The sequence below is a fragment of the Xanthomonas sp. NCPPB 3959 genome, from assembly GCF_056675575.1.
The window spans coordinates 676,088-694,733 of the sequence record NZ_JBWWVR010000001.1 but is presented as its reverse complement, the minus strand read 5'-3'; the positions used below and the strand labels follow the sequence as shown (position 1 = coordinate 694,733).

18 protein-coding genes and 1 other RNA gene are annotated in these 18,646 nt (G+C 63.6%); 10 read left to right on the top strand and 9 right to left on the bottom strand.

Annotated elements, in window-relative coordinates:
• Positions 1-72: 72 nt before the first annotated feature.
• The 4 genes from AC1KVG_RS02805 (at position 73) to AC1KVG_RS02790 (ending at position 3,076) form a co-directional block, all read left to right on the top strand.
• Entirely contained in the window at positions 73-1,191 is a 1,119-nt protein-coding gene (locus AC1KVG_RS02805; protein WP_481093414.1) for an ABC transporter ATP-binding protein, read from the top strand.
• Positions 1,192-1,252: 61 nt separating this feature from the next.
• Positions 1,253-1,328: non-coding RNA, sX9 sRNA (locus tag AC1KVG_RS02800), on the top strand.
• Entirely contained in the window at positions 1,320-2,231 is a 912-nt protein-coding gene (locus AC1KVG_RS02795) for an ABC transporter permease subunit (protein WP_481093413.1), read from the top strand. Before AC1KVG_RS02800 ends, AC1KVG_RS02795 begins: the two co-directional genes overlap by 9 nt.
• Positions 2,228-3,076: an ABC transporter permease subunit gene (locus tag AC1KVG_RS02790; RefSeq protein ID WP_481093412.1), complete on the top strand. Its 849-nt coding sequence runs from the start codon at positions 2,228-2,230 to the stop codon at positions 3,074-3,076. The genes AC1KVG_RS02795 and AC1KVG_RS02790 overlap by 4 nt, the downstream gene beginning before the upstream one ends.
• Before the next feature lie 145 nt (positions 3,077-3,221).
• Here AC1KVG_RS02790 and AC1KVG_RS02785 read toward each other — a convergent pair whose 3' ends face one another.
• Positions 3,222-3,638, bottom strand: coding sequence for a hypothetical protein (locus tag AC1KVG_RS02785; RefSeq protein ID WP_481093411.1), 417 nt, complete (start codon positions 3,636-3,638; stop codon positions 3,222-3,224).
• Between the two features lie 255 nt (positions 3,639-3,893).
• On the opposite strand from AC1KVG_RS02785, the gene AC1KVG_RS02780 reads away from it, so the two are divergent.
• Positions 3,894-5,285 carry an NAD-dependent succinate-semialdehyde dehydrogenase gene (locus AC1KVG_RS02780; protein WP_481093410.1) on the top strand — a complete coding sequence of 464 codons (1,392 nt, stop codon included), beginning with the start codon at positions 3,894-3,896 and terminating at the stop codon, positions 5,283-5,285.
• A gap of 188 nt (positions 5,286-5,473) precedes the next feature.
• On the opposite strand, the gene AC1KVG_RS02775 is transcribed toward AC1KVG_RS02780, so the two are convergent.
• The 8 genes from AC1KVG_RS02775 to AC1KVG_RS02740 form a co-directional block, all read right to left on the bottom strand.
• The gene (locus AC1KVG_RS02775; RefSeq protein ID WP_006449555.1) at positions 5,474-6,475 is read right to left on the bottom strand and encodes a magnesium and cobalt transport protein CorA; all 1,002 of its coding nucleotides are present in this window, start codon (positions 6,473-6,475) and stop codon (positions 5,474-5,476) included.
• Positions 6,476-6,489: 14 nt separating this feature from the next.
• Positions 6,490-7,749 (bottom strand): lipoprotein N-acyltransferase Lnb domain-containing protein, encoded by a 1,260-nt coding sequence (locus AC1KVG_RS02770; RefSeq protein WP_481093409.1) that lies wholly within the window; start codon positions 7,747-7,749, stop codon positions 6,490-6,492.
• Positions 7,746-8,624, bottom strand: a complete 879-nt coding sequence (locus AC1KVG_RS02765) for an HlyC/CorC family transporter (protein ID WP_104550075.1) — start codon at positions 8,622-8,624, stop codon at positions 7,746-7,748. Before AC1KVG_RS02765 ends, AC1KVG_RS02770 begins: the two co-directional genes overlap by 4 nt.
• 96 nt (positions 8,625-8,720) lie before the next feature.
• Positions 8,721-9,239: a hypothetical protein gene (locus AC1KVG_RS02760; RefSeq protein ID WP_481093408.1), complete on the bottom strand. Its 519-nt coding sequence runs from the start codon at positions 9,237-9,239 to the stop codon at positions 8,721-8,723.
• Complete coding sequence (ybeY, locus tag AC1KVG_RS02755) at positions 9,239-9,724, bottom strand: rRNA maturation RNase YbeY (RefSeq protein ID WP_481093407.1); 486 nt, start codon at positions 9,722-9,724, stop codon at positions 9,239-9,241. Before ybeY ends, AC1KVG_RS02760 begins: the two co-directional genes overlap by 1 nt.
• Positions 9,725-9,944: 220 nt before the next feature.
• Complete coding sequence (locus AC1KVG_RS02750; RefSeq protein ID WP_481093406.1) at positions 9,945-10,931, bottom strand: PhoH family protein; 987 nt, start codon at positions 10,929-10,931, stop codon at positions 9,945-9,947.
• Between the two features lie 531 nt (positions 10,932-11,462).
• On the bottom strand, positions 11,463-12,932 hold the full coding sequence (miaB, locus tag AC1KVG_RS02745; RefSeq protein ID WP_115040210.1) for a tRNA (N6-isopentenyl adenosine(37)-C2)-methylthiotransferase MiaB: 1,470 nt from the start codon (positions 12,930-12,932) through the stop codon (positions 11,463-11,465).
• 69 nt (positions 12,933-13,001) lie between these two features.
• On the bottom strand, positions 13,002-13,616 hold the full coding sequence (locus AC1KVG_RS02740; protein ID WP_481093405.1) for a glutathione S-transferase family protein: 615 nt from the start codon (positions 13,614-13,616) through the stop codon (positions 13,002-13,004).
• Between the two features lie 118 nt (positions 13,617-13,734).
• Between AC1KVG_RS02740 and AC1KVG_RS02735 the strand changes: the two genes are divergently transcribed.
• The 5 genes from AC1KVG_RS02735 (at position 13,735) to AC1KVG_RS02715 (ending at position 18,598) form a co-directional block, all read left to right on the top strand.
• Positions 13,735-14,700 (top strand): helix-turn-helix transcriptional regulator, encoded by a 966-nt coding sequence (locus AC1KVG_RS02735; protein WP_481093404.1) that lies wholly within the window; start codon positions 13,735-13,737, stop codon positions 14,698-14,700.
• Between the two features lie 49 nt (positions 14,701-14,749).
• Positions 14,750-15,766, top strand: a complete 1,017-nt coding sequence (locus tag AC1KVG_RS02730; protein WP_481093403.1) for a lytic transglycosylase domain-containing protein — start codon at positions 14,750-14,752, stop codon at positions 15,764-15,766.
• Positions 15,767-15,943: 177 nt separating this feature from the next.
• Positions 15,944-16,588, top strand: coding sequence for a ubiquinol-cytochrome c reductase iron-sulfur subunit (gene petA, locus AC1KVG_RS02725; protein ID WP_043907856.1), 645 nt, complete (start codon positions 15,944-15,946; stop codon positions 16,586-16,588).
• The gene (locus AC1KVG_RS02720) at positions 16,588-17,847 is read left to right on the top strand and encodes a cytochrome b (RefSeq protein ID WP_006449543.1); all 1,260 of its coding nucleotides are present in this window, start codon (positions 16,588-16,590) and stop codon (positions 17,845-17,847) included. Before petA ends, AC1KVG_RS02720 begins: the two co-directional genes overlap by 1 nt.
• The gene (locus AC1KVG_RS02715) at positions 17,840-18,598 is read left to right on the top strand and encodes a cytochrome c1 (protein WP_181110687.1); all 759 of its coding nucleotides are present in this window, start codon (positions 17,840-17,842) and stop codon (positions 18,596-18,598) included. The genes AC1KVG_RS02720 and AC1KVG_RS02715 overlap by 8 nt, the downstream gene beginning before the upstream one ends.
• Positions 18,599-18,646 lie beyond the last annotated feature (48 nt).

Sequence of the window (18,646 nt, the reverse complement as noted above, 5' to 3'; positions counted from 1 at the left end):
CAGTCGGGTTTTGCCATGATGCGGTGAGTGGTCGCCAGTGCGGTCCTCGCGCCTTCGCAATCGAGAGGTTTCATGGCAGTTCCCGAGCAGCTCTCCACCGGCGACACCGCGTATCTGAGCATCAGCGAGGTCCGCAAGGAGTTCGACGGCTTCGTCGCGGTCGACGATGTCAGCCTGCAGATCCGCAAGGGCGAGATCTTCGCGCTGCTGGGCGGCTCGGGCAGCGGCAAGTCCACATTGCTGCGCTGCCTGGCCGGCTTCGAACGGCCGACCAAGGGGCGCATCGTGCTCGATGGCCAACCCATCGACGCGCTGCCGCCGTACGAGCGCCCGATCAACATGATGTTCCAGTCGTATGCGCTGTTTCCGCACATGAGCGTGGAGCAGAACATCGCATTCGGATTGAAGCAGGAAGCCTTGTCCAAATCCGCCATCGCCGCGCGTGTCGGCGAGATGCTGGAGCTGGTGCAGCTCGGCAGCTTGGCCAAGCGCAAGCCGCATCAATTATCCGGCGGGCAGCAGCAACGCGTGGCGTTGGCGCGCTCGCTGGCCAAGCGGCCCAAGCTGCTGTTGCTGGACGAACCGATGGGCGCGCTGGACAAGAAGCTGCGCTCGCAGATGCAGCTGGAACTGGTCAACATCATCGAAACCTCCGGCGTCACCTGCGTCATGGTCACCCACGACCAGGAAGAGGCCATGACCATGGCCACCCGCATCGCGCTGATGGACAAGGGCTGGATCCAGCAGGTCGGCACCCCCGACGAGATCTACGAACAACCGGCCAACCGCTTCGCTGCCGAATTCATCGGCTCGGTCAATCTGATCGACGCGGTCATCGTCGAAGACGAGCCGGATTACGTCAGTTTGAAAACATCGGCATTCGCTGCACCCATCCGCATCGGGCATGGCATCACCGGGTTCGCAGGGCAAACGGTGGCGTTCGCGCTACGTCCCGAAAAACTCGCCATCGGCAAGGACGAACCCGCGCAGACCTGCAACAAGGCGCACGGGGTGATCGAAGACATCGCCTATTTCGGCAGCCATTCGGTGTATCACGTGCGCTTGCCGAGCGGCTTCAAGTTGATGGCCCATTTCGCTAACCGCCAGCGTTGGGCCAGCGAAGCGCTGACCTGGGGCGATGCGGTGTGGGTGGGCTGGGGCGAGGACGATGGCGTGGTGCTGACCGCATGAGAGCGGCCAGCAAAACTACTGCGCAGCCGCCAGGGGCGCGCGGCCGGTGCTCGGAATCCTCATGTACCACTCGTACACTGCGGTTCCTCCGCGCCGTCCGCGCCCCCCTGGCGACTGCTCGCTACGTTTTGCTAGCCACTCTTCGCCATGCACTGCCGGGCGCACGCTGGGGCGTGATCGCCGCACCGTATCTGTGGCTGCTGCTTTTCTTCGCGATTCCGTTCCTGATCGTGCTGAAGATCTCCTTCGCCGAGCACGCCACCGCAATGCCGCCGTACACGCCATTGTTCGCCGTGGCTGCCGATGGCGCGGTGAGCATCAAGCTGCATCTGGGCAACTATCTGGTCTTGTTGCGCGACAGCCAGTACGTGGCGGCGTATGCGAGTTCGATCAAGATCGCAGCGATCTCCACGGCGCTTGCGCTGCTAATCGGCTACCCGATGGCCTACGTGATCGCGCGCCTGCCGCTGGCCACGCGCAACGTGGCGATGATGCTGGTAGTGCTGCCATCGTGGACCTCGTTCCTGATCCGCGTGTACGCCTGGATCGGCATCCTCGACGGCAACGGATTGCTCAATCAGGCGCTGCTGGCACTGGGCGTTATCCGGCAGCCGTTGCACCTGCTGTACACCCCGATCGCCGCCTACATCGGCATCGTCTACTGCTATCTGCCCTTCATGGTGTTGCCGCTGTACGCCAATCTGGTCAAGCACGATCAACGTTTGCTTGAGGCGGCCTACGATCTGGGCGCGCGGCCGTGGCAGGCGTTTGTGCGCATCACTTTGCCGCTCTCGCGCAACGGCATCGTGGCCGGCTGCATGCTGGTGATGATTCCGGCGGTGGGCGAGTTCGTGATTCCGGAAATGTTGGGCGGCCCCAACACCTTGATGATCGGCCGCGTGCTGTGGGGCGAGTTCTTCAACAATCGCGACTGGCCGGTGGCCGCTGCAGTAGCCACTGTGATGTTGTTGTTGTTGCTGGTGCCGATCGTGATCTTCCACCGTTATCAACAGCGCGAGCTGGAAGGGCGGCTCACATGATGCGCGCCTCTCGCAGTAGACGCGTGCTTGGCGGCAGCGTGCTCGCGCTGGGTTTCGGCTTTCTGTACCTGCCGATCCTGTTGCTGATGGTGTACTCGTTCAACGCCTCGCGCCTGGCCACCGTGTGGGGCGGTTTTTCCACGCGCTGGTATGGCGAATTGCTGCGCGACCGGCAGTTGCTGGACGCGGGCTGGGTCAGCCTGGAAGTGGCATTCTGGACCGCGTGTGCATCGACAGTGCTTGGCACCATGGCGGCGATGGCAATGGTGCGCATGCGGCGCTTTCCCGGCAAAACCTTGTTCGGTGCGTTGATTACCGCGCCCTTGGTGATGCCGGAAGTGATCATCGGCCTGTCGATCCTGCTGTTGCTGGTGTCGATGGGCGGGGTGCTCGGTATCGCACCGCGCGGGGCGGTCGCGATCTGGGTGGCGCATGTCACCTTCACCGTCTCGTTCGTCACGGTGGTGATCTCCTCGCGGCTGCAGGAGCTGGATCGTTCGCTGGAAGAAGCCGCGATGGATCTCGGTGCGACACCTCTGAAGGTGTTCTTCCTGATCACCTTGCCGATCATCGCCCCCGCATTGGCCTCGGGCTGGCTGCTCGCCTTCACGCTGTCGCTGGACGATGTGGTGATCGCCAGTTTCCTGGCCGGGCCCAATTCCACCACGCTGCCGATCAAGGTATTCGCCTCGGTGCGGCTGGGCATCAGCCCCAAGATCAATGCGCTCGCGACGGTGATGGTGCTGGCGGTGTCGATCGCCGCGGTGATCGGTTGGTGGCTGCTGGCACGCAGCGAAAAGCGCCGTCAACGCGATGCACAGTTGGCTTTGCAATCCGCTCTCTGAGCGCGTGCCGGTAGTGGAGCGCGAGCGGGCAGTGGTCAGATATGCGCGGACGACGCGCTCATCACTGCATTGCACGCGTAGTACATGCAGTTTGCAGGCGCCTGCCTCGTGCTTTGATGTTGCGCAGTCGTCTGGTTAGCTGCATTTACTTTGCCGGAGGCGTATAGCCGCTATCCCATGGCTGTGGTTTGGTCAAAAAGCACTGGTACTCGGCGCTGATCTTGTAGCCCTGCTGCTCGGTTCTGGGCTCGGCGGACCGATCATCGCGGTTGCTTTTGCCGTCGCGTTTGTCGTCTTTGCGTTTTTGCTTGCTCGGATAGATCGTGACCATGTTCGGCGAGGAACTGGCGGTCACGAACTGGCGGATGGCAGTGTCCGAGCAGGCCCGCAGTGCTTCCTCCTCGCATGGCTGGGCAGGGTTGGGCAGGTTGTTGGTGCAAGTTACGGTCACGAATCCGTTCGCGCTGGGGCGTGGCCCGCGCATCACGTCCTGGATGAACGCGCAACCGGGCAGGGATGCGCTTACGACGATCGCCAACGCAGTGCAAAAGAACAAACGCATCGAGGTTCTTCCGTGAGTGATCGGTTCTGATCAGAGCCGGAATGCTAGAGCATTTCTGGCCCTGTCATGCCATTGCGCAAAGTGAAGTTGGGCCACTGGCGACAGTCTGTTTCGGGCAGGCGCTTCCGGGCGGTCATGTTGGTCGTCGCAAGCGCCATGTGATCGCGCTGTGGCATTCCGTCGCGGTGCCGGCAAACACAGCGTTGCACCGATTTCAGATGGTTGTGACGCGGCTGCAACTTCCCGGCGACTAGCATGGCCGCCTTGCTACAGGAGACCGTCATGTCCTACGACACCGTCAACCCGGCCAATGGCCAGGTCGAACACACCCAGCAAACCCTGGATGCCGCCGCCATCGAGGAGCGTCTGGCCGCTGCTGCCACGGCGTTTCCCACCTGGGCGGCGCTGCCGTTGGCAGAGCGTGGCGCCTTGCTGCGCCGCGTCGGTGAAGAGCTGAGCAAACGGCGCGACGATCTGCAGCGCATCATGACTGCCGAGATGGGCAAGTTGCGCCATGAAGCGCTGGCCGAGGTCGACAAGTGCGCGCAGGGTTGCGCGTACTACGCAGATCACGCGGCCGAGTATCTGGCACCGCGCGACATCCCCACCGAAGCGCAATCCAGCTACGTACGTTACGAGCCGTTGGGCTGCGTCTTTGCGGTGATGCCATGGAATTTCCCGTTGTGGCAGGCGTTTCGCTTTCTCGCACCGGGCCTGATGGCCGGCAACGTCGCGTTGCTCAAGCACGCCAGCAATGTGCCGCGTTGCGCCGATGCGATGAAAGAAGTGCTCGATGCTGCAGGTATTCCGCCGGGCGTGTTCGACGTGCTGCATATCGACAACGACCAGGCGGCTGACGTGTTGCGCGACGATCGCATCGCCGCAGTGACGCTCACCGGTAGCGAGCGTGCGGGCCGGTCGCTGGCCGCAAACGCGGGCGACCAGTTGAAGAAGTGCGTGATGGAGCTCGGCGGCAGCGATGCCTTCGTGGTGCTGGAAGACGCCGATCTGGAGCACACCGTTACCTCTGCCGTGCAGTCGCGCTTCGATAACAGCGGGCAGACCTGCATCGCCGCCAAGCGCTTCATCGTGGTGGACGCGATTGCCGATCAGTTCATCGAACGCTTTGTCGCTGCCGCGTCCAAGCGCGTGCTCGGCGACCCGCAGCAGGAAACCACCACGCTCGCGCCGATGGCACGCGCCGACCTGCGCGACGAGTTGCACAAGCAGGTGCAGGCCAGCGTGGAGAAGGGCGCACAGGTGCTGCTCGGTGGCGAGCCTGTGGCTGGCTCGCATGCAGGCTATCCCGCCACCATTCTCGACCGTGTTGCCCCGGGCATGCCGGCTTACGAGGAAGAGTTGTTCGGCCCGGTCGCCTCGGTGATCCGCGTGGCCGACGAAGCAGAAGCGGTGCGTGTGGCCAACGACACCACCTTCGGTCTGGGCGGCAGCGTGTGGACGGCAGATGCCAAACACGGCGAGCGCGTGGCGCAGCAGTTGCAATGCGGTGCGGCGTTCGTCAATTCGGTGGTCAAGAGTGATGTGCGTTTGCCATTCGGTGGGATCAAGCGCTCCGGTTTCGGGCGCGAGCTGGCCGAGCATGGCATTCATGAGTTCATGAATATCAAGACGATCTATGTGGCTTGATTGCAGGGATTGGTGAGTCGGGATTGGGGATTCGCACAATCAGGATTTGTACAAGCGATGCACTTCCCTTCTCCCGTCGGGAGAAGGTGCCCGAAGGGCGGATGAGGGTACGGGTTACACGCCCGGTCAACGATGCGGCTCTAACCAATCCCGAATCCCAACTCCCCAATCCCGGCCGCAAAGCGGCCTCACAGCCACCGCGCGCGCTTGAACAGGCGATACAGCACCAGGCACGAGCCAACCACACCGGCTACCAGCAGCGGGTACGCGTAGCGTTTGTCCAGCTCGGGCATGTGGGTGAAATTCATGCCGTACCAACTGGTGATCAGGGTAGGGGCGGCCAGCAATGCAGCCCATGCGCCTAAGCGTTTGACGGTCTCGCCCTGGGCCAGGGTCACCATCGACAGGTTCACACTCAGCGCAGTGCCCAGCATTTCGCGCAAGGTGTCGATGGCGTCGTTGATGCGCACGGCGTGATCGAGCACGTCGCGCAGGTAGATGCCGACTTCTTCGTGGATCAGTGAGCCCGGGTTGCGCTTCAGGTGCGAGAGCACGTCCTGCAGCGGCGCCACCACCAGCCGCATCTTGTTGAGTTCGCGCTTGAGCTCGTACAGGCGCACCACGGTTTCGCGCTTGTAGTTATCGGCAAAGATGTCTTTTTCCAGGCCTTCCAGCGTGTCGCGGAACTCGTCCATGATCGGCAGATAGTTGTCGACCACGAAGTCGAGCACGCCGTACAGGCAGAACGAGGCGCCCATGCGCAGCATCGCTGGTTCGCGTTCGACCCGGTGGCGCACCGGCGTATACGACAGCGAGGCACCATGCCGAACGGTCAACAAGAAGCGTGTGCCGAGAAACGCGTGCGTCTCGCCATAGCGGATGCGCTCGTTGACCAGCTGGGCAGTATTGACCACCACGAACAGCGAATTGCCGTAGCTCTCGGCCTTGGGCCGTTGGTGCGCCTTGAGCGCATCTTCGATCGCCAGATCGTGCAGGCCGAACTCGTCCTGCAGCTTGTGCAGCACCGATTCCTGCGGCTCGTACAGACCGACCCAAACGAAGCCATCCGGGCGCTGCAGCACGTCGCTGATCTGCTCCAGGCTGATGTCGTGGCGTTCGGCATCGCCGTCGTAATACGCGCAGGTGATGACGCAGGACGGGTTGTCCGGATGGCGACCGTGATGGTTCATGGGCGCATCCTGGATCAGCGCGTGCGGATGGACAAGTCACGTCGCCGTAGGGCGATCGCGAGCGCAGCGTGGATCGGCAACAGCAGCAACACCCATTGCAGGTTGTCCTGCGCCTGGAACGAGAGCCAATGAATCAGCAAGGCCAACAATGCCGCGGCGGCAACCACCCAGCGCAGCACGTCGAACCAGCGTCCGGGTTGGCGCCCGCGCAGCACTGCGATGCCACCGATCAGCAGCAGCGCGCACAGCGGGTTGACCAGCAGCAGGTTGCGGTTGGCCCAGGCCGATTGATGCGCCGTGAAGCCCCAGAGATACACCAGCAGGCCGCCGCCGATCGCACACAGCAGCCAGTACGGCAGCGCAAGCGCGGCCAACAGCCGCTGCCTGCGACCGAGTGCCAACACACCGGCAGCCACGATCAGACCCGTCAGCAGCCACGGCCACCAGTGCCGTTGCTGTTCGTCTGGCTCCGGTGCGATGCGATGCGGCAGCAAGACCTGGTTGGATTGCACCAACGGCCGCCCCGCGCTGTTGTGCACCTGGGTGAGGCTATCGGCCAGACGCATCGGCACGAAGGCTTCTTCCCAGCGCGACAGCGGGCGATCTGCGTACGGCCCCAGGCCCAGGTCGAAGCCCAGCCACATCCACGGGGCAGGGGAGGCCAGGCGCACCGCTTCGCTGCGGAAGGTGTTGCCGCGCGAACGACCTGCCAGCTGCGATTTCAGCGCGCCGCCCATTGCACGGTCCAGCGTGTCGCGGACCATCGTGGCGCAGTTGGCCACGAAATAATCGTAGTGATAGCGCGCGTTCTCGGGCTGGCTGCGCACGGCCAGCCCGTCGGCCAGTGCACGCGCCTGTTCCGGCGGCAGATCCAGCCACTGGATACTGACCCCGCGGCCGACGTTACGGTACTGCGACAGGTCTTCTTCCAGTGGCAGTGCCACCAGGTAATACATCATCTCGCCGCGGGTAAAACGCGGAACGAAGTCCGGCTCGCTCGGGTCGAAAAAGCCGAAGTTGTACGAAGTGGCCTGCTGCGTGACCGGGTCCACGACCACGATGGCATCGTGGCCGAAGCGTTCGAAAAACACTTCGCCGGGCTGCATGGTGACCACGCCAACGCGCGGTGCCGGCCCGGTCGTTTCGACGGGCGCCTGAGCGACTGCCACCGGTGCGATCAGCAACGCCAACAACGCCAGGATGCAGAACGCAGCCCATCGCCGAACGCTGCGGCGACTCAACGCTGCAGCGGAAATGCCATGCGACGGGTTCAAGCGTCGTCCTGCGGGTCGGGCGGCAATATGGTGACGTGGAAGGCGTGCACGCGCCGCGCATCGGCTTTGGCCACGCGGAATGCAAAGCGCCCCAGGGTCAGCTCTTCACCGGTTTCCGGCAGATGGCCGATCGCATCGGTGACCAGGCCACCGACGGTGTCGTACTCGTCATCAGGGAAGTCGGCACCGAAGCGTTCGTTGAAGTCTTCGATCGGCGTCAGTGCATCGACCACGTAGCGGCCATCGGCCTGGATCGCGATCAGCGAATTCTCTTCTTCGGCATCGTCGTGCTCGTCGTCGATCTGGCCGACGATCTGCTCCAGCACGTCTTCGATGGTGACGAGCCCGGCGACGCCGCCGTACTCGTCCACCACGATCGCCATATGGTTGCGCGACAGGCGGAATTCCTTGAGCAGCACGTTGAGCTTCTTCGACTCCGGGATCAGCACCGCCGGGCGCAGCAGCTCGCGCACGTTGCCAGGGCCGTTGTCGGCGACCACGCCGCGCAACAAATCCTTGGCCAGCAGAATGCCGAGCACTTCGTCCTTGTTCTCGCCGTGCACCGGGAAGCGCGAATGGCCGGATTCGACCACCTGCTGCATCAGATCGAGAAAGCGCGCCTCTACGGGGAGCGAGACCATTTGCGAGCGCGAAATCATCACGTCGCCCACGGTGAGCTCGGACACGGAGATCGCGCCTTCCATCATGCGTAAGGTGTCTGCGGCGATGAGACCGTCTTGCTCGGCGGTCCTCAGCAGCGCGACCAGTTCGTCGCGGGTGTGGGGTTCGCCAGAGAAGGCAGCGCTCAGGCGCTCGAGCCAGCTACGGCGTTTTTCGGGTGTTTCTTGGGATTGGCTACTGTCGTCTTCAGACATCGTGACGGGGGACGGCACCCGGCAAACCAGGCGATAGCGGTCAGTCTAACAGGAAGCCGCTAAGGCGCTGTGGACAGGGCGCAGGGGCGCCCGCTGTCAGGGCAGATCCAGGCTGTAACCGCAGCCGACCACGGTCTTGCCGGGGTGGGATTTCACGTTGGAGACGCTGAGCACCACCGATTCGATCATCGCCTCGCCGGTCTTCGGATTGGTGGTGTCTTCGCTGACCAGCTCGCGGCCATACATGATCTTGTCGGCGTTATCCACACCCAGTTCCAGGTTCAACTGCTTGGCCAGCGGGCGCGGGTCGGGCAGGTCCAGCAACGCCATGATGCTGGCGCCGGAAAACGCGATGTGGGTGGTGCTGTGACCGAATACGGTAATCGGCGTGTTGAGCGTGTATTCGGTCATGAACAGGTTGGCCTGCTCCAGCGGCGTCCAGCCCAGCGCGACCGCCTTGAGCGGGTCGGCCAGTACCGGCGCCAACGCGTTGAAGTCGCCGATGCGCTGGCGGCATTCGATCAACGCGGACAGGTCGAGCCGCACCGGCGCGGCCTGGGCCCAGGCGGTGGAGGAGGTCAGCAACAGCAAAACAGCTGCGACGCCGGCACGCATCAAAGTTCCCCCGCGTACGGGTCGTCGATACCTAGATCGGCCAGGATCTCGCGTTCGAGTTGTTCCATCGCATCGGCCTCCTTGTCGTCTTCGTGGTCCCAGCCGAGCAGATGCAAGGTGCCATGCACGGTCAGATGCGCGTAATGCGAGGCCAGCGATTTGCCTTGTTCGGCCGCCTCGCGCGCCACCACCGGCGCACAGATGACAAGATCGCCGAGCAGCGGCATCTTGATGCCCTTGGGCAGGCCTTCGGGCAACTCGGCCGGAAAACTCAGCACATTGGTCGCGTAATCCTTGCCGCGGTAATGATGGTTGAGCGAGCAGCCTTCCTTCTCATCGACAATGCGCACCGCCAGATCGGCCTCGCGAATACGTCCTTTCAGCGCGGCGGCCACCCACTTGCGAAAACTCACCGCCGAGGGCAAACCGGCGCGCGGCAGCGCGTAACTGACAGCGACGTCGAGGCGGACGGGTCCACGGGTCATGGCGAGAGTTTCCTGGGCAAGAGGGATTCAGTGGTAGCAAGTGATCGGCGACTTCATTGCGGGCCCACCGGCAATGCCGTCACTCGCATGAGCGAGCGGGCCACGGCTGCAGCCACGATTGTAATCCCGGACATTCACGGTTGAAACGACGCCGGATTGTCGCGGTCTGCGGCTCCCGCGAACGACCTGCCTGCCGGCACAGGGCCGGCACGGTGCTGCATCACTCCGTCTCGCTCTTGGCAGCGTCCTGCTGATCGCGGCGTTCATACGCAGTCACGATGCGCTGCACCAGCGGGTGGCGCACCACGTCGCGTGCTTCGAAAAAGGTGAAGCTGGCGCCGTCCACATCGCGCAGCACTTCCACCGCGTCGCGCAGGCCGGATTTGACGTGTTTGGGCAGGTCGACCTGGGTCAGGTCGCCGGTGATCACTGCCGTGGAGCCGAAGCCCAGGCGGGTCAGGAACATCTTCATCTGCTCGATGGTGGTGTTCTGCGCTTCGTCGAGAATCACGTAGGCATCGTTGAGCGTGCGGCCGCGCATGTAAGCCAGCGGCGCGATCTCGATAACGTTGCGCTCCAACAGCTTGACCACTTTTTCCACGCCCAGCATTTCGTACAGCGCGTCGTACAGCGGGCGCAGGTACGGGTCTACCTTCTGGCTCAGATCGCCCGGCAGAAAGCCCAGTTTTTCGCCGGCTTCCACTGCCGGGCGCACTAGAATCAGTCGCTGCACGCGCGATTCGTTCAAGGCTTCCACGGCGCAGGCGACCGCCAGGAAGGTCTTGCCGGTACCGGCCGGGCCGATGCCGAAGTTGATGTCGTGGGTGGCGATCGCATGCAGATACTTGGCCTGATTGGCGCCGCGTCCACGCACGGTGCCGCGCTTGACCTTGATCGCCACGTCCTGGGCTTCGTAGGAACGCTCGACCACGTGTTCGACATTGGCATCGTTCAGGCGCAGATGGATCGCATGGTTGTCGAAAAGGGTGGAGGCGGCCTCTTCGTACAACGCGATCAGCAGCGTCTGCGCGGCGGTGATGGCCGGCTCCGGGCCGGTGACACGGAAGATGTTGCCGCGGTTGGCGATCTCCACGCCGAGCTTGAGTTCGATCTGGCGCAAGTGCGCGTCGAACGGGCCGGCCAGATTGGCCAGGCGCTCGGTGTCGTCGGGTTCCAGGGTGAAGTCGCGGTGTGCAGATGAGTTCATGGTCGGCTCGGACAGCGCATGCGTGCGGCGTCGGTAGGGCGGGGCGAAAAGGGTAGCGCGCAGCGTGTGATCCCACCAACACGCCCGGCGGCACGGCGGCGTGACCATGCGCGTGCCCGCCTGCGCGTTCGAGTTCTCCACAAGCGCTGTGGAGTCACGCCTCCACAACCTGTGGATAGAATTGGTGACGCTTACTGGCGTAAGGCCCGGCAGGGTGGTGGTGAAAAAATCACCAGTGCGCGTGCGCTTGTCCACAACCGATGTGGATCGAATTCGGTAAAGCCTGTGGGTAAGTGTGGCCAGGCCTTGCGTAGCAAGACGTTGTGGACGGGTGGCGAATTTTTCGCCACCAGTGCGCGCAGCGAGCGACGCGACGGATCATGTCGATGCTTGTCGTTGTCTGCGACTGCAAAGAGACAGCTCAGGTGAGCCGCATGAGCGTGGCTGGCGCAGGTTGTAGGGATCGCCGGCAGCGCGTGCTGCACACAATGGCTTCAACATGGCGCCGAGCAATCCGGCGCCTGCGCTGCATCAGCGTGCGCTTTCATCCAGGTGGATACGACCACGCAGCGAATTGCTCATCGCTTCGGTGATCAGCACATCGACGAATTGCCCGATCAGGCGCGCATTGCCGGGGAAATTCACCGGGCGCATGTTCTCGCTCTTGCCGGTCAATTCGTTGGGATCGCGCCGCGAGGGACCTTCCACCAACACCCGCTGCACGCTGCCCACCATGGATTGCGAAATACTGGTGGCATGCGCATTGATCTGCGCCTGCAAGCGTGCCAGGCGCGCCTGTTTGACGGCGTCGGGCGTGTCGTCCTGCAGATCCGAGGCCGGCGTTCCAGGACGACGCGAATAGATGAAGGAAAAGCTCTGGTCGAAGCCGACGTCCTCGATCAACTTCATGGTCTTTTCGAAATCCGCTTCGGTCTCGCCGGGGAAGCCGACGATGAAATCCGAGCTGATCGAAATATCCGGGCGCACCGCGCGCAACTTGCGGATCTTGGATTTGAATTCCAGCGCGGTGTAGCCGCGCTTCATCGCCGACAGAATCCGGTCGCTGCCGGCCTGCACCGGCAAGTGCAGATAGTTGGCCAGCTGCGGCACGTCGCGATACGCATCCACCAGCGAATCGGAAAATTCCAAGGGATGCGAGGTGGTGAAACGGATGCGGCCGATGCCGTCGATCTGCGCGATGGTGCGGATCAGTAAGCCCAGATCCGCGTACTGCGCGGCGTCTCCCGCGTCGGCGCCATACGCACCGCGATACGCGTTGACGTTCTGGCCGAGCAGATTGATCTCGCGCACGCCTTGCGCGGCCAGTTGCGCCACTTCCACCAGCACGTCTTCGAACGGCCGGCTGACTTCTTCGCCACGCGTGTAGGGCACCACGCAGAACGAGCAGTATTTGGAGCAGCCTTCCATGATCGACACGAACGCCGACGGGCCATCGGCACGCGGCTCGGGCAGGCGGTCGAACTTCTCGATTTCCGGGAAGCTGATGTCCACCTGCGACTTGCCCGATTCGCGCCGCGCGCGGATCAGCTCGGGCAGGCGATGCAGCGTCTGCGGGCCGAACACCAGGTCAACATAGGGCGCGCGCTTGACGATGGCTTCACCTTCCTGCGAAGCCACGCAGCCGCCAACACCGATGATCACAGGCGTGCCGCCGGCCTTGTGCCTGCTTTCCTTGAGCAAGCGCCAGCGGCCCAGTTGGCTGAACACCTTTTCCTGCGCCTTCTCGCGGATGGAGCAGGTATTGACCAGCACCACGTCGGCGTCTTCGGGGTTGTCGGTCAGCTCCAGGCCTTCGGAGGCGGCGAGTACGTCGGCCATCTTGGCCGAGTCGTACTCGTTCATCTGGCACCCGTGGGTCTTGATGTACAGCTTGCCGCGCACCACGGCGGGCGCTGCCGGGCGTGCCACGGGCAGCGGCAACAGGGCGGGTGCGTCCACGGCGGTGGCCGCGGACAGATCGGAAACGGATGTCCCGGGCATGGCGCTTATTCCAGGCGGGTAGAAGATAGCCGCGTAGTTTACCCGCTTGCGCCGGCTGCGTCCGGATGCTCAGGGCCTGGCATTGATCGCCTCGGCGCGGCCGAATGCCGGCCGGTCGGCCATGCGTGCAATGTAGGCGCGGGTGGATGCGGGCGGGTCGACCAGGCCGAAATCGACCATCCAGCCGAGTGCGCCGCCCCACAGCACATCGGCCGCGCTGCAACGATCGCCCAACAGATAGTCGTCCTTGGCCAGCTGCGCATCGACCACCTGCAGCACTGTGTCGCAGTCGGCGTACGGCGAGATCGCGCGCGGCGGGGCGTCGCGCTTCATCGCGCGGTCGATGATCGCCGGCTCGAACGCCGAACCGTAGAAGGCCAGCCAGCGCAGATATGCGCCGCGATCGGCATCGCCCGGTGCCGGCGACAGGCCGGCTTCCGGATACAGCTCGGCCAGGTACTGATAGATCGCGCCCTGTTCGGTGACCACGCTGTCGCCGTGCCGGATCGCCGGGATCTTGCCCATCGGGTTGATCGCCAGATAATTCGGTGCGAGCTGTTCGCCTTTTTCCAGATTGAGGATCTGAAGGCTGTAGCTGGCGCCGAGCTCTTCCAGCAAGACCAGCACACCGCGCGAGCGCGAGCGGGGATTGTGGAAAAGTGTGATGTGGCGGTCGTCGGGCATTGCGAGTCCTTGGTGGCCAGGAGAAGAGTGCAAGTAGCGGGCATTGGTGCAGCGACACGTGATGACGCAATCCTATACAGCTATTGCGGACACTTTCTGTCCGCAATACGGTGAGGCGATGGCCTCGACCGCTGCCCGCCTGTTGCGTCTGCTTTCTCTGCTGCAAGGCGGCCGGAGCTGGTCCGGCGTGGCCCTGGCTGAGCGCCTGGAAATTCATCCGCGCAGCGTGCGGCGCGATATCGACCGCCTGCGCGAGCTCGGCTACCCGATACAGGCCGCGCCCGGAACCGGTGGCGGCTACCGGCTGGGGCAGGGCGCAGCCGCCTTGCCGCTGTTGTTCGAAGAAGACGAAGCGCTCACCGTGGCGATCGCCTTGCGCGCGGCCGCGCCGACGATCCGCGACATGGACGCGGCAGCGGCGCGGGTGCTGGCCAAGCTCGATCCGCTGTTGCCGCGACGCAGTGGCCAGCGCGCCAGCGCCGCGCATGCGGCCATGGCCAGTCTGCCGATCATGGACGCCAGCGCGTTGGTAGACGCGGCACTGCTGGCGCAACTGGCCAGTGCCTGCCGCGACCGCATTACCTTGCGGCTGGACTATCGCCGCCACTCTGGCGCGCCGATCACCCGCTGCGTCGAGCCGGCGTTGCTGGTGAATTACGGGCGGCGCTGGTACTTGCTGGTCTGGGACTGCGAGCGCCAGGACTGGCGCACCCTGCGTGCCGACCGTATCGATCAGGCCGTCGCGACCGGCGCGCAGTTCGCCGCCCGCGCGCTGCCGGAAGAACCGCTGCAGTTGTTGCGCAAGGCGATCGGCGAGTCGCCATTCCCATGCCGGGCGCGGGTACGCCTGCAAGGCACGCTGGACGCACTCGCCGCCTGCATTCCGCCCTGGCTGGGTGCGCTGAAAGCCGACGGGCCAGAACATTGCTGGCTTGGTCTGGGCGCCCCGAGCATGCCGGCCCTGGCGGCCAATCTGCTGCTGCTCGAACTGCCGTTCGAGGCGATCTCTCCTGCCGATGTGCGTGAACCGCTGACCCAGGCCCTGAACGCGTTGCGCGCGCAACTGGACCAGCTACCCCGGTAACGCCGGCCGACACTTGGCAAGCCCAGGGCAAGCTGGGACACTCCGCCACATGAAGGGGATGTCAAGAGTGCTGGGGCTGTTACTTGTCACGTTGTCGGCGGCGCCGGCCAGCGCCGGCACCTTGTACAAGTGCGTCAGCGGCGACGGCATCACCAGTTATTTGAGCAAGCGCCAGAGCGGCGCCGCCTGCAGCGTCATCAGCAGCTATACCCCGGATCGCTCTACCGGCCGCTCACCGCCGTCTTCGGTGCGCGCGACGCCAGGCTCGATTGCCGCCCCTGCGCGCAGCATCGCCAATATCGACAGCGGCGCGCCGGCCACGATCATCAGCCAGCCGGTCAGCCAGCCGGTCAGCCAGCCGGTCAGCCAAGCGCCACGTCGCGCTGCCGAGGTCGCTTCAGCGGTAGTGCCGCGCGCGCTGCCGGTGTCGGAGACGTCCATCGTGCAGGCGCCTGCCGCCGCAACGGCGGTCAATCCGCGTCGGGTGGTCAGCGGGCAGGTCTATTCCTATATGAAGGATGGCGTGCGCCACTACACCAGCGCACGCCCGCGCCAGGTCGCCAGCATCGAAGGCCTGCGCACCATCCACTACAGCTTTATCGAGACCTGCTACGCCTGCGGCGCCAAGCCCGGCGTCAACTTTGGTGCGATCCGGCTCAACACCAATGCCTACCAGCAGGAAATCACTGCGGCGGCACGTGAGTTCGGGGTCGAAGAAGCGATCGTGCGTGCGATCATCCATGCCGAGTCGGCTTACAACCCGCTGGCGCTCAGTCGTGCCGGCGCGCAAGGGTTGATGCAGCTGATGCCCGGAACCGCGCGCCGCTTCGGCGTCAGCGATGCCTATGATGCATCGCAAAATATTCGCGGCGGCGTGCAGTATCTGTCCTGGTTGTTGAAACGCTTCAACGGCGATCTCACGCTTGCCGCTGCCGGCTACAACGCGGGCGAGGGCGCGGTGGATCGCTATGGCGGCGTGCCGCCTTACAGCGAGACCCAGCGCTATGTACAACGCGTCGGCCTGCTGGCCGGTCGCTATCGCGGGCAGACCACGGCAGCCAACTGAGCTGCGTGCGTTATCGACACGCACCTGCACACAGCGTTTGCACAGCGCAGCTCCGACTGCGTACATTGCATTGTCTGTGCATTAAGCGTTCCGCTACACTGCGGTCGATTCATCGCGGCTGGACCCCCCGCCAGCCGTTGGCAGCCTCACGCTACCTAATCAAGATCGGAGAGCCGGATGGCCAACGATGGGGTTAACGCACCTGCTGATCTCGGGCGTCGTCGGTTTTTGACCGCGACAACCTCCGTGGTCGGTGCGGTCGGAGCAGGATTTGTTGCAGTTCCGTTCGTGAAGTCGTGGAATCCCAGTGCACGCGCCAAGTTGGCCGGCGCACCGGTGACTGCCGACATCAGCGCCTTGCAGGAAGGGCAACGGCTGGTTCTGGAGTGGCGCGGTCAGCCGATCTGGATCGTCAAGCGCTCCAAGGCGATGCTCGACGCACTGCCCTCGCTGGACGACCGGCTCAAGGACCCCAAGTCCGAGAACAAGGACCAGCAGCCGGACTACGTGCTGAAGAATCCCGAGTACCGCTCGATCAAGTCCGATATCTCGGTATTGGTGGGCCTGTGCACGCATCTTGGGTGTTCGCCGGAGATGGTTGCCGAGATCCGGCCCGAGCCCTACGACCCGCAATGGAAGGGCGGCTACTTCTGCCCCTGCCATAAATCGCGCTTCGACATGTCCGGCCGCGTCTTCGACGGCGTGCCGGCACCGATCAACCTGCTGGTGCCCCCACACCACTACGTGGACGACAACACGCTGGTCATCGGTGTCGATCCGGATGGCGCCGGTACGTCGGCCAAAAGCACGGGGGCTGCCTGATGAGCAATATTCTTGTCCGTACCGCGAACGGCGTGTTCGAGTGGGTCAACGAGCGCGCGCCCGGCTTGATGCCGGTCTATCGCAAGCATGTCAGCGAGTACTACGCGCCGAAAAACTTCAACATCTGGTACTACTTCGGCTCGCTGGCGATGGTGGTGCTGGTCAACCAGATCGTCACCGGCATCTTCCTGACGATGCACTACAAGACCAGCGCCGCCGATGCGTTCGCTTCGATCGAATACATCATGCGCGATGTGGAGTGGGGCTGGCTGATCCGCTACATGCACAGCACCGGCGCCTCGCTGTTCTTCATCGTGGTGTATCTGCACATGTTCCGCGGGCTGATGTACGGCAGCTACCAGAAGCCGCGCGAGCTGGTGTGGATCCTCGGCATGCTGATCTATCTGGTGCTGATGGCCGAAGCCTTCATGGGCTATGTGCTGCCCTGGGGGCAGATGTCGTTCTGGGGCGCGAAGGTGATCATCTCCTTGTTCGGCGCCATTCCGGTGATCGGCAATGGCTTGACCGAATGGATCATGGGCGACTATCTGCCCGGCGATGCCACGCTCAACCGCTTCTTTGCGTTGCACGTCATCGCATTGCCGTTGGTGCTGTTGCTGCTGATCGTTCTGCATCTGGGCGCGCTGCATGAAGTGGGCTCCAACAATCCCGATGGCGTCGACATCAAGAAAGGTCCCAAGGGCAATCGCTGGGATGCACACAAGCCGGCCGACGGTATCCCGTTCCATCCGTATTACACGGTCAAGGATCTGGTCGGTGTCGGTTTCCTGCTGTTGATCGCAGCCTTCATCATTTTCTTCGCGCCGGCCTTCGGCGGTCTGTTCCTGGAGCACGACAACTTTACCGAGGCCAACCGGCTGGTGACCCCGGAGCACATCAAACCCGTTTGGTACTACACGCCGTATTACGCGATGTTGCGGGTGGTGCCCAACAAGCTCGGCGGCGTGGTCGTGATGTTCTCGGCGATCGCGATCCTGTTTCTGGTGCCATGGCTGGATCGCGCCAAGGTCCGCTCAATCCGTTACCGCGGCTGGATCTCCAAGGTCGCGCTCGGCGTGCTGGTGGTGTGCTTCGTATGGCTGGGCGTAATCGGCTCCGGGCCTGGCACCGACGCACACGAGACCTATGTCGGGCGGGTGCTGACCTTCCTGTATTTCGCCTTCTTCATCACCATGCCTGTGTGGACACGGATAGATAAGACCAAACCGGTACCGGAGCGGGTGACCACGCATGACTAAGCACATCGTGAAGTCATGGAAGTCACGCATGGTCGCGCTGCTATGCGGCTTGGTGGTTGCCGGCGGCGCGATGGCGGCCGAAGGCGGCGCAGTACAGCAGGCCGGAAACGATCTGAGCGATCGTGCCTCGCTGCAACGTGGCGCGCAGTTGTTCATGAACTATTGTTCGGGCTGCCACTCGCTGAAATACCTGCGCTATTCGCGCATGGCCAGCGATCTGGGCTTGAGCGAAGCGGAGGTCATGGCCAACCTCAACTTCACCGGCGCCAAGATCGGCGAGCACATCGAAGGCACCATGCCGCACGATGCAGCGACCAAATGGTTCGGCAAGGCGCCGCCGGATCTGACCCTGATCGCCCGCGTGCGCGGCACCGACTGGGTCTATACCTACCTCAAGTCGTTCTATCTGGATCAGACCCGTCCATTGGGCTGGAACAACCAGTTGTTCCCGAACGCGTCCATGCCCAACCCGCTGTGGGAACTACAAGGCCTGCAGCAGGCGCAGTACGGGCCGCCGGACAAGGCCACCGGCGACAAGCCGGTGCAGGCGCTCAAGCTCGGTCAAGCTGGACGCCAGACACCAGTCGAGTTCGATCAGACCGTGCGCGATATCTCCAACTTCCTGGAATACGCGGGCGAGCCGGCGGCGCTGAAGCGGCAAAGCATGGGCGTGTGGGTGATTCTGTTTCTGGCCCTGCTGACCTTCATCGCCTATCTGCTCAAGAAGGAATATTGGAAGGACGTGCATTGATGGCGCTGTGAGTGCGGCAGCGGCCGCGCAATGTCGCGGCCGCCCGAC

Excerpts from the sequence above, each read along its gene's own strand:
- AC1KVG_RS02805 (WP_481093414.1), top strand. The coding sequence starts at position 73 with ATGGCAGTTCCCGAGCAGCTCTCCACCGGCGACACCGCGTATCTGAGC.
- AC1KVG_RS02790 (WP_481093412.1), top strand. The coding sequence starts at position 2,228 with ATGATGCGCGCCTCTCGCAGTAGACGCGTGCTTGGCGGCAGCGTGCTC.
- AC1KVG_RS02785 (WP_481093411.1), bottom strand. The coding sequence starts at position 3,638 with ATGCGTTTGTTCTTTTGCACTGCGTTGGCGATCGTCGTAAGCGCATCC.
- AC1KVG_RS02780 (WP_481093410.1), top strand. The coding sequence starts at position 3,894 with ATGGCCGCCTTGCTACAGGAGACCGTCATGTCCTACGACACCGTCAAC.
- AC1KVG_RS02775 (WP_006449555.1), bottom strand. The coding sequence starts at position 6,475 with ATGAACCATCACGGTCGCCATCCGGACAACCCGTCCTGCGTCATCACC.
- AC1KVG_RS02765 (WP_104550075.1), bottom strand. The coding sequence starts at position 8,624 with ATGTCTGAAGACGACAGTAGCCAATCCCAAGAAACACCCGAAAAACGC.
- AC1KVG_RS02760 (WP_481093408.1), bottom strand. The coding sequence starts at position 9,239 with ATGCGTGCCGGCGTCGCAGCTGTTTTGCTGTTGCTGACCTCCTCCACC.
- ybeY (WP_481093407.1), bottom strand. The coding sequence starts at position 9,724 with ATGACCCGTGGACCCGTCCGCCTCGACGTCGCTGTCAGTTACGCGCTG.
- AC1KVG_RS02750 (WP_481093406.1), bottom strand. The coding sequence starts at position 10,931 with ATGAACTCATCTGCACACCGCGACTTCACCCTGGAACCCGACGACACC.
- miaB (WP_115040210.1), bottom strand. The coding sequence starts at position 12,932 with ATGCCCGGGACATCCGTTTCCGATCTGTCCGCGGCCACCGCCGTGGAC.
- AC1KVG_RS02740 (WP_481093405.1), bottom strand. The coding sequence starts at position 13,616 with ATGCCCGACGACCGCCACATCACACTTTTCCACAATCCCCGCTCGCGC.
- AC1KVG_RS02735 (WP_481093404.1), top strand. The coding sequence starts at position 13,735 with ATGGCCTCGACCGCTGCCCGCCTGTTGCGTCTGCTTTCTCTGCTGCAA.
- AC1KVG_RS02730 (WP_481093403.1), top strand. The coding sequence starts at position 14,750 with ATGAAGGGGATGTCAAGAGTGCTGGGGCTGTTACTTGTCACGTTGTCG.
- petA (WP_043907856.1), top strand. The coding sequence starts at position 15,944 with ATGGCCAACGATGGGGTTAACGCACCTGCTGATCTCGGGCGTCGTCGG.
- AC1KVG_RS02720 (WP_006449543.1), top strand. The coding sequence starts at position 16,588 with ATGAGCAATATTCTTGTCCGTACCGCGAACGGCGTGTTCGAGTGGGTC.
- AC1KVG_RS02715 (WP_181110687.1), top strand. The coding sequence starts at position 17,840 with ATGACTAAGCACATCGTGAAGTCATGGAAGTCACGCATGGTCGCGCTG.